The organism is Escherichia sp. MOD1-EC5189 (assembly GCF_002966045.1).
Lineage (GTDB): Bacteria > Pseudomonadota > Gammaproteobacteria > Enterobacterales > Enterobacteriaceae > Escherichia > Escherichia coli_F.
The window spans coordinates 1-9,975 of record NZ_PTRX01000052.1 but is presented as its reverse complement, the minus strand read 5'-3'; the positions used below and the strand labels follow the sequence as shown (position 1 = coordinate 9,975).

Here is a 9,975-nt window from a genome sequence, read left to right as displayed (position 1 = left end):
ATCCTGAGTAAAACGGTGGATCAATATTGGGCCGTTGGTGGAGATATAAGTGGATCACTTTTCATCCGTCGTTGACAGGGGCTTACGATACCCGGCTCTGTCACGATGAACTGCGCCGCAAAAAAATCAGCGCGCTTATTCCTCCCCGAAAAGGAGCAGGTTACTGGCCCGGTGAGTACGCAGACCGCAACCGTGCCGTTGCTAATCAGCGGCTGAGCGGAAGCAATGCACGGTGGAAATGGACAACAGATTACAACCGTCGCTCGATAGCGGAAACGGCGATGTACCGGGTAAAACAGCTGTTCGGGGGTTCACTGACGCTGCGTGACTACGATGGTCAGGTTGCGGAGGCTATGGCCCTGGTACGAGCGCTGAACAAAATGACGAAAGCAGGTATACCTGAAAGCGTGCGTATTGCCTGAAAACACAACCCGCTACGGGGGAGACTTACCCGAAATCTGATTTATTCAACAAAGCCAATGGAGTATCTCATCAGATACTCCTTCTTTATCTATTTTGTAAGAGCCAAAATAGATAAATTATGTTACGCATAACCAGCTCATTTAAACTATCTGGTCTGTTTCCTCCGGTTCTACAAAAATAGATAGGGGTGCACCTACGTTACCAATACTGGCATCATGGCTACATACGGCGGTCAGTTTACGCTTACGATCTGGCAGCCTGAGTTCACAGATAAAACAATCTCCAGGAAACCCGGGGCGGTTCACTACTGTCTCCATTCCTGTCAACACAACCACTTTGCCTGAGACAGCGTCGATGTTTTGGACTGGCCCATTCTAAATGGCTTAGTCACTATGTAGCTAACACATCACTTGCCCACATCATCCTCTCACCACGTTTTGCCATTATCCGGTATGGCACAACCCATAATTTTAAAGTCTCTGAAAAAGCAAAGTGCTGCGGTATCGGTTGGCTAAAGTCATCATGCGCAGGGTAAATCAGGTACATTTCGCCTGTTCCGCCAAGGTATTTTTGGCCGTAGGCAAACATTTGATAGAAGTCGGATTGCGCTAGCCCATAAAGTGATTTTTTTTGCTGGCTGCTATTCACCTGCTTCCATTTTGTATCCATCACCATTTTGGTTTGAATCGGTTGCCGAGATTGAATCAGCAAGTCTGGGCGAAGCTTAAAGCAATCTTTGAGTCCATGCTTTACCAAAGAATACGTTGCTGCTTGAGAAAAAACTTTTAGGTGAGAAGGTAATTCGTAGGGTAGGGTCTGTGCCACAAAGGATTCAAATACCGCTTCCATAGGAAACAAAAGTGATATCGCTTTGGTGTTTCCTTGCAATGCACTTGGGCTCATTCCTCTCAGGATCAACTGCGCCCAAGCTATTGGCTCGCTGTAATGAGTCATACCACGCTCAATGCGTAAGCTGTTCAGATCGCTCTCTATATCCCTACTAAGTGGAATACCGTCAAAAGCAAAGCACAGTTCGTAAAGCCAGCGTTGATTCTCTGATGACAGCTTCAGACTAAGTAACTTATCCAGTGTGGAGTGTAAGAGCCGATTGGCAGCACAATCAGGCATATACTCATCATAATCGACACAAAACTTATGGCGATTCACCGCGTTATGTCGCAGTTGTGCAGAGAGCATCAGTTTGCCCTTCATAAAAGCCAGATTACCTTTCTCACTCACATAGTCGGAGCGTAAACCTTGTTTAAGCAATTGGCTGACGCTTTGCAAAAATTGGCTGATAAAAATCTCGAGCAAAGGCATGCGTTGCGCCTGAAGAGTGGCCTGCTGGGTTTGAATGTGTCGAAACCTAGGTAGGTGACTTAGCATCGTAATGAATGTTTCTCGCGCACTCGCAAGCGTGAGGTTTTTACCAATCTTGGGCAGTATCTCAAGCTGCAAACCGTGAGGTGTAGAAAGCATCCCCGCGTAGTTTTGTACCTGCAGCAATTTGAAACCTGAACGAGAGGTGAGTTTGAGAAACTGGCTTCCTTGCTCACTTGTTAGGCTAAGTGTTTCTAAATAATCAAAGACCTGTTGAGGCACCAACTTTGCGCCAACTGAAGCCGCTTTTCCACTCCCCAACAGGTCATATTCAAAAATTGAGATAACTTCACTCATGGTTTACGACCTGCTCATCAGGAGTGGTCCGCTGTGGCTGATAAATTGAACGATAAGCCTTTGGCATATTCCAGACCCCTTGATCGAGATCTTTGAGCTCGTAAGTTGTTGATTGCTGATCATGGCGTCGTAAACCATGGTTGTTACCAAAAAGCGTATCGAGATCGTCAGTTTTCTCAATCACGAATTGCTGGTTGTCGTCTTGCTTTTGATTGTCTGCCAGCACCAACCGGATCTTGTTCCAGTCATCGAAAAAGTATTCCTGTAAAAGCGGAATGATCTTTTTCTGAAATGCGATCTTCAATTGTTTAAACGCAGTTTCTTCATCACCGGTATCGAGAGCATTTTTTACCGGCATAAAGAATGCATGTCCTAGTGTATGCTCACGATCGTAAAGAGCTTCGATGCGGCTATTGAGTTTTTCTAACAACGACTCAAGCTCTATGCCTTTCACCTTAGCTCCACTCAGTAAAGAAAGATCTGGCATCATTTCGACAAAGTCAAAGCGACGGCGCAAAGCCGTGTCCAGCAGAGCTAAAGAACGGTCTGCTGTATTCATGGCTCCGATGATGTCGACATTGGCGGGCACGCTAAAGTAATCACCGCTATAAGACAGTTGCAGACTCATTGCATTGGGCATACCCGCACGCTTGTCTACTTCAATGAGTGAGATTAGTTCGCCAAAGATCTTGGATATGTTTCCGCGATTGATCTCATCAATGAAAATGGCGTAGCGATGTGCTGGATCGGCATTAGCACGTTGGCAAAGGCGCATAAAAATACCCGGCTCAATGGGATAAGATATATTGCCACTCTCGTCAGAGCGTGCACGCATACCTTCAATAAATTCTTCATAGCCGTAAGATTGGTGGAACGTAACAACCGCAAAACGCTGGATGGCTTCGGCAGATTTTGGACCACGTTTAAGTTCGGCGTAGAGCGCTAACAAATCCTCCACTTGCTCGAGCTGTGAATCAACTAGAAACCATTCGCTGTTATCCGTTTTGTCAAATACGGCAGGCTCACGCCGATTTTTATAATCAACAGTTAACGATTCGGGAATTGTATAGGCTTGCAAAGCCTTCCAGGCAGTATTCGATAGATTGCCATTACGACCGTTTAATAATGCCTTACGTTGAAACCACATATGTTCAATAATTTGGCGAACTTTGGCTAGTTTCCCAAGATCGAGCAGCACCAGTGTTATAACCTGCATCCAGTTCAACGATTCAAGACGAGAATCCAGCCAGGCTTCACGATCAGCAGGAACTGCATGAGAAGTATACTCTTTCATTTTTTGCTGCAACGTGAAGGTCTTGCCAGTGCCTGGAGGGCCAAAGAAGATCACGTTAGTTGGTGAATGTGGAATAGTCTTGTTCTCGATGGGCTCACTGCTTGCTACTTTCTCTTGCTTCTGTTCATTATCGCGCTCACGGAGCAATTCATAGATATGCCAGATAGCCATATTCACGTAATAGGGATCTGTGTCAGGAGATTGGGCGTGTATGGCTTGTTTCAATTCATAGTTTTTCTGTAACCAATTTCCAGTCAGTACCAAACCGAGATGGAAGCGTTGATTTAGGAATTCTGCTGTTTTATTGAAAGCATTCTCATCCACAGTACTGGTGTAGTTTTCTGGCGAGAACGCGGCAAAGACACGATTTCTTAAACTCCAATACATGCGTTTAAGCTGTCCGATCTTTTTGGCCTGCTGCAGTGCAGTGCCTACGTATTGGTAGGTAACTTCATTTGGTTGTTGACGAACACGTTCGGTGAGTTCTCTAAGCAATGGGAGGCTTTGCTGATATTCTGCTAATGATGGAACGCCCTGACGAATACTGGCAATACCGTTATCACGTTCATACCAGAGCCTCTTGACTAAATCATCCGTTTCAGGCTCAGCAAAAGTTGAGGTTTGTTGTAGCAAGGTCGTAAATTCCCGGTATCGCTGCTCCCACTTGGAAGCTGTGTAATTTTTATCTTTCACCAGGGCATCAATCAATTCTCTGATCGTCAGCTTGCCTGCTTCGACACTATCTACAAGATCCATCGTGATATTTCCTCAGCTATTACATTACTTACTAGGCAGCTAGTCTGCTGTTTTATAATCTATATTACCAAGCATGCAATTGTAGCCAAGCGCCATAAGTAAGATTTTCGATGTACAATACATGTTTTTCATAAAAATGATTTTGTACTCTCGAACGGATTTTGGGCGCATTCACCTTCAGTCGCACTTCTTGCATTTCACAATGAGATAACGGGATTCCTGATTGCGTACACCACGACGAGCGCAGGAAAAATCACTGACGCTCTTTGAATCTATCTTCGCTGTCAACTCACCAATGAACCCCAGGGGCTTCTGGTACTGCGTGCTTCGTCCGGTGACACAAAGCGCTTACATTGCCCATGGCATCCATCATCAACTGATCCAGAACAGGAGTGTCGAAATACACCTTTCGGGTACACTACAACACGTTATATTCCGGCATATCGGGAGCAGGTCAGAAGTGACGGTCATCAGATCGGGCAAGCTATCTATCATTGCAGCCACCGGGGTTCATCCTCCTGAGGCAGGAAAAGGCTGAGACGACGCACGCGTGTGGTTGATTGACACCACAGTGCGAATTCGGTGAATGCGAGATCACGGTACAATTCCGCACCACACTACACAATCAATACCCCGGGTTTTATTCAGGTAAGCAGGATTGCGGATATCCGGTGTCGCGCCTTTGTGTCACGAACGGGGTAGGTGCGAAACACCGGATAAAATGCAGGCTGGCAATACCTCTGAACGCCCTGCGCAGAGCGGATAGTTTGGATTAAGTACTCGCACCTCCGCAGTCCTGAAACAAGTCTGGCTGGTAGCTGTAAACAGACTTCGTACATGTTGCTCTGGAATAGATCCCCGTGCCACAGGCTTCGCAGAACTTTTTCCCGGGAAAATGCTGCCCGCACATCACACAATGCCACTCCAGCACGACCGGTAATGGCGATAGAAACATCGCCATATCCTCAATGTAAGGGTGGGACTTTTCCGGATTCAGCACCACGCAGGCCGCCTTCTGTTGCGCGCTCAGGGCATGTAAATCATGCTCAAACCACGCCCCCTGAGCATCTGTCTGCAAAATCAACCGGCCACGACAGGAAAGGCAGAAACACTGCCGGATATTTCTGCTGAGCGCAGAGTCGGCACTGATAATGTGTTCACCCGGCGTCATCCCCAGCCCCGTTTTTATACCGTTCATTCAGCCACTCCCTCCTCACTGAAGTGCCCTGTATGGCAGTGAGTGCAGTACCGCTCCCCATAATAATCGTGATGACATTGTCTGCAGTGCCAGCTGGCTTTACGCACCACGGGTAAGGCATCCGGTACGAATTGCTGCAGACGTTTAATCAACTGTATTTCTCTGCGCTCCGGCCTGACATAAGGGCACTGTTGACCGTGCTCTGTCAGTCTGTCGTCAGTGTGTTCAAACCAGGGAAGTTCAGTTTCGTATTGCGGATGGTATCTGAGTGCACTGCCACACAAGTGGCAGGTGTAGTTAGCATAAGGTGCGGCCTGTGCAGTACGGGCACCGGTCAGGCGTCCGTTGCCATCGAATGCGAGAAAAGATTTTGCGTACATCGTCATATTCCTCAGCCGCCAGACGACACGCAGGCAACAGCCGTCCCGGTACGGGCAGTGTGGTCAGGTGTGAATGGCGGTTCAGTTAAAAATCTGGAATGGGGGTGAGGTAAAACAGGCAGGCTGCTGTTACAGCACTGTGGTTGTCACACAATGGCCCACCGACGTAAAAAACTGTCTGCAAGCAGAGATGGACATCCAGCGCATGCAGCACCGTTGCAGCCATCAGGGGGTTTACTGGTGTGTCATGTATGGTTAAGTTTCCGTATAGTTTCGTTCATACGGAGTAACCACATCGTAAAAAATGCACAGTGCCTCTGAAGTGGCCTCCGGAACCGACTGCAAAGATTAGAGCCAGTCCGCAGTTCTTGCTCAGAACCTTATACCTGAGAACATATCCCCGGCAGGGTGCTGTCCAGTCGCGGTCGCCCCCGGTGACTTTTTTCAGGAAGCCTGCTGCAACCAAGAACGATGCCACATTCTTTCTGTTCTCGTTTGGCAAGGTAGCTAATGGCATAGCGTAAAGCATTCACCGCTTTGTGGTCTGAATAGTGAATGACGTGATTAATGTTTACCGGATAATTTTTATTAAACCGGCACCAGTGGTAGTAACCATTACCATCGGTAACCCGCCTCCAGATATCTCCCATCAATCTGGATACCAGATACGAACTCCTGTGACTCTGACCGTTCAGATAGCCCACAAAATGAATGTGAAGCCCTTTACGTTCCGTATATTCCATCACCCAGGCATACCCGACCAGTTTATCTCCCACCTCGTTAATCAGTTGCAGCATCTCCGCGCACATGGCGTACCTGCAGGCGCATCCGTAGCTGAATGTGTTTTTTCGGTAAGCAAAATCCATTCTGAACGGTAACAGCTTCGAATAGACCCCGAATAATGAATCCAGATGCTGATTAAAGTGCGTCAGGAGCTGGGGATCCATTTCGTAACCGGGATTGGCATTGTAAGTCTTCATGTTTCTTCCTCGTGTTCTGTAACACAGGAAGAAGCGCTGGCGTAATTTTTGAAGAAAACGTTATCACACGGAGACGTGCAAGTTCACAACTCCCCGGGCGCCACAGAGGAAGTGAGACCACACTCGGGTATCAGAACCATACAGAGAACGGCATACGTGACAGTCAATCACAGCGCAGATAACTTCTGAAGTGATGTCATTGTGACGACTGTACTTCATCAGAAACATTTATCAGGTAACATATTTCCAGACTGAAGCGGGAACACGATCGTAAAGTTTGTTCATGGTCAGTTCTGCCAGCCGGTGATCGACCGCAGAGTTGAAGGCTTCCATCTCCGCTGGAGAAAGCTTATAACGCGTGTGGGAAATCACTTTTTCCAGTGTCTCCCGGGATGAACAACGACGAAACTGATATAGCCAGTCTTCTTTGGTCTTAACTTCCATTATCCTCTCGTTATTTTGTGCTGTGATTAACGTTAACATAATACCGTTAGAATAACGTATTCTGACGTCATCCCGGAAGTCTTTCCACTTTCCTGTCTCTTCGATAATCAAAATATTTTAAATGCTGAAGGCATAACGCCATAACCAGATATTACAAGTAACATAGCGTTACACGTATTAATGCATTACAGAAGTAACAGAGGCAATCGGATAGTAAACAACACTCCGGAAGGCTGTTTAATGGCATAAGGTATACTTTTTTACGAGTAAGATTATGTATTACCACTAATACTCATCAGGTGAGTTGCAAGAGCAGATCATTAACAGTAAATCCCTCAATCAGCATTATCCACAGTATTGAGACTGGCGAAGTCATACTCTTACCTCGCCAGAAATGCTTACACAAACACACAAAAGCAATGGCGGACCCAGAATAGTCTCCACACAACAGGCATTACTTAACAAAGTACGTTACAGTCAGTGTGTGTACATTACAGATTTATATTCAGGTGTTACGGGATTACATTGCAGCAGAGAGGGTTAAGGACAGTGTTACAAGTACTACAGAGAATATCGCTGCACAGATACTTCTATGAGACAGACTTCTGCAGGACCTGGTTACAAGGTGTATTTACGAGGTACAATTACAGGGGAGAGTTACAGGATAGAATTACAGAGTTCATTTACACGGTAGAATTACAGGGTCATTTACATGACCATACTTCTATAAATAATACTAATTAACCTTAATTATTTTTTAATGGTACATGAACTGCCTGTAGGTGTAACGATAAACAAATCACCCGAAACGAAAAATATTGGTTATCATGGTTCAGAGAACTCATACAAGTGGCAGCTCCCCCCCTGAGCAATGCTTCATTTTCGGTGGTTCTGTGTGATAGAGTTATACTGACTACAGTGGCAGTAACACTGCTTTCCACCACACTAGGATAAAGCCAGTAAAAAAATCAATTATATGAATTAAAAGCATTTTTTATGAAATGTTATGCATATCAACCAGTATGATTAACAGAAAATTTCATCATGACAACACGTATAACTTTCAATATGACCAGTGATGAGACGCTGCGAATTGTGGATGAGTACTGTCATACCCACAAACTTTCGCGCTCTAAGGTAATCGACGCATTACTCAGCGCCACAGCACCTGTCCTTAACGATATTAACTGTTATTATCAACTTGCAGGCAAACTGCAGTCACGCTTATTAAATGGAGTGTATCAACGGGATCTTCCTCACAAACGCAATGTCGTCAGTGCAGAGAAGTACTGTCTGGAGATCTGGGAAAACAAACTTTTCACCAAAAGAATCCTGGAGTTTGACAGTTCAAATGGTGTTCTGTACGCGCTGAAACATAAAAGACACTATCGCCGGGACAAGATGATTGGAAGGGTTGAAAGCCGGTGTATCAAAGACATTTGCGAATACCAGATGCAACTGTCCGGGGAGAAGGCAAAATATGCCTGTTTTATTTATATCGAAAGAACAATATACAATCACGATAATCCATCCGGTGGGACACCTGTAAAAGCGGCTGTTGGTAATGCAGTCATCCTGCTGGCAAAAGACGTGATATATGACGAGTACTTTTTTGATCTGCGGCAGTCATTTTTCGTGAGCGTTAAAGATCTGATGGCCTCTGGCGCAAAAGGTATTCCGGAGACACAGAAATATCCGGACGTTTATTGCTGGATCCCGCTTTTCTCCATAAATTCCGGCGTGGTCATTACCCCGGTCTATAAAATTAATCCCCGGAAACCCTTAACGGTAAAAAAACCGGATCAGATCACTGTTGTTTGTAATTACAGAGAATAATTTCAGTCTTCTCCGTTCACCGCAACAGTGTTTACCTCTGCTTTATCTTCCGTTCAGTAAATACAAACCACCGCTCTGGCAGGTACAGGGCGTGGTTTATCTCCGATACTCCCCTGCGCAGTAATAATCATCACTGAAAATACTGATCCCGTCACGGCAAAACGCCATCCCATATTCCGGCAACACAAAATCATCTTCCGTTTATACCGGCTTCACTGACAAAACAGACAACCTGTATTGCCTGTACACAACAGTTTCTCTCCTGGCAGGAATATTCCCCTACTGATTTTTTACGTTTCTCCCCGGTTGTTATGCCGGTGAAGGTGGTGCGTTGTTTTCATCATCAACGCCGGTTGAGATTAACAACATCCGGAGGAGATTTTTATGACCACCCCAGTTTCGCTGATGGATGACCAGATGGTCGATATGGCGTTTATCACTCAGCTGACCGGCCTGACCGATAAGTGGTTTTACAAGCTCATCAAGGATGGGGCCTTTCCTGCGCCCATCAAAATGGGGCGCAGCTCCCGCTGGCTGAAAAGTGAAGTGGAAGCCTGGCTGCAGGCGCGTATTGCACAGTCCCGTCCGTAATTTTTAACCACTGGCCCTTCGCCCACAGCAGACACAATCTCCGGCCTGCCGGCGGCACTCTGCTGCCTGTTATCCCCCGTGAGGAATATGAAAATGAAACCACAGTATCAGACCCGTTACGAACTGCTCCACGAAAGCTACCAGAAATGGCTGACCGGCTTCACCCGACATGCCGTATCCTGGGGCGTGTGTCATCCGAATATCCACTACTTCCATACTCTGACGCCCGGGTGGGTGTCATTCAATGGTGAAAAACCGGAGATTGCCATCGTTCCCCGTAGTCTGCACCGGCTGATTTATGGTCCGGACAAACGGAGTTTGATCCTACCCACGTAATATGGACACAGGCCTAAGCGAGGTTCTTGTTTTCAAATTGTTCCGGACTGAGGCCGCCAC

The 9,975-nt window shown here is 46.4% G+C and carries 8 protein-coding genes and 2 pseudogenes; 4 read left to right on the top strand and 6 right to left on the bottom strand.

The window, feature by feature from the left end:
* Nucleotides 1–68: 68 nt before the first annotated feature.
* A pseudogene (locus tag ATB02_RS24695) lies at nt 69–422 on the top strand (transposase); the annotation flags it as partial.
* A gap of 391 nt (nt 423–813) precedes the next feature.
* Here the strand turns inward: ATB02_RS24695 and ATB02_RS24690 are convergent.
* The 6 genes from ATB02_RS24690 to hha all read right to left on the bottom strand — a co-directional run bounded on the left by ATB02_RS24690 (nt 814) and on the right by hha (nt 7,152).
* On the bottom strand, nt 814–2,100 hold the full coding sequence (locus ATB02_RS24690; protein WP_000005572.1) for an McrC family protein: 1,287 nt from the start codon (nt 2,098–2,100) through the stop codon (nt 814–816).
* The gene (locus ATB02_RS24685) at nt 2,093–4,150 is read right to left on the bottom strand and encodes an McrB family protein (protein WP_000366615.1); all 2,058 of its coding nucleotides are present in this window, start codon (nt 4,148–4,150) and stop codon (nt 2,093–2,095) included. The genes ATB02_RS24690 and ATB02_RS24685 overlap by 8 nt, the downstream gene beginning before the upstream one ends.
* A 772-nt stretch (nt 4,151–4,922) precedes the next feature.
* Nucleotides 4,923–5,348 (bottom strand): putative zinc ribbon protein, encoded by a 426-nt coding sequence (locus ATB02_RS24675; protein WP_001013334.1) that lies wholly within the window; start codon nt 5,346–5,348, stop codon nt 4,923–4,925.
* Nucleotides 5,345–5,728, bottom strand: a complete 384-nt coding sequence (locus ATB02_RS24670; RefSeq protein WP_000270989.1) for a putative zinc ribbon protein — start codon at nt 5,726–5,728, stop codon at nt 5,345–5,347. The genes ATB02_RS24675 and ATB02_RS24670 overlap by 4 nt, the downstream gene beginning before the upstream one ends.
* A 380-nt stretch (nt 5,729–6,108) precedes the next feature.
* Complete coding sequence (locus tag ATB02_RS24660; protein ID WP_097513807.1) at nt 6,109–6,708, bottom strand: inovirus-type Gp2 protein; 600 nt, start codon at nt 6,706–6,708, stop codon at nt 6,109–6,111.
* A gap of 231 nt (nt 6,709–6,939) precedes the next feature.
* A complete protein-coding gene (gene hha, locus ATB02_RS24655) occupies nt 6,940–7,152 on the bottom strand; it encodes a hemolysin expression modulator Hha (RefSeq protein WP_000453330.1) in 213 nt (70 codons plus the stop codon).
* A gap of 1,044 nt (nt 7,153–8,196) precedes the next feature.
* Here hha and ATB02_RS24650 point away from each other — a divergent pair.
* The 3 genes and pseudogenes from ATB02_RS24650 to ATB02_RS24635 form a co-directional block, all read left to right on the top strand.
* Entirely contained in the window at nt 8,197–8,988 is a 792-nt protein-coding gene (locus tag ATB02_RS24650; RefSeq protein ID WP_097513808.1) for a hypothetical protein, read from the top strand.
* A 384-nt stretch (nt 8,989–9,372) separates the two neighbouring features.
* Nucleotides 9,373–9,579: a helix-turn-helix transcriptional regulator gene (locus ATB02_RS24640; RefSeq protein ID WP_001371489.1), complete on the top strand. Its 207-nt coding sequence runs from the start codon at nt 9,373–9,375 to the stop codon at nt 9,577–9,579.
* A 93-nt stretch (nt 9,580–9,672) separates the two neighbouring features.
* Nucleotides 9,673–9,897 (top strand): annotated as a pseudogene (locus ATB02_RS24635) (hypothetical protein); the annotation flags it as partial.
* Nucleotides 9,898–9,975: the final 78 nt, after the last annotated feature.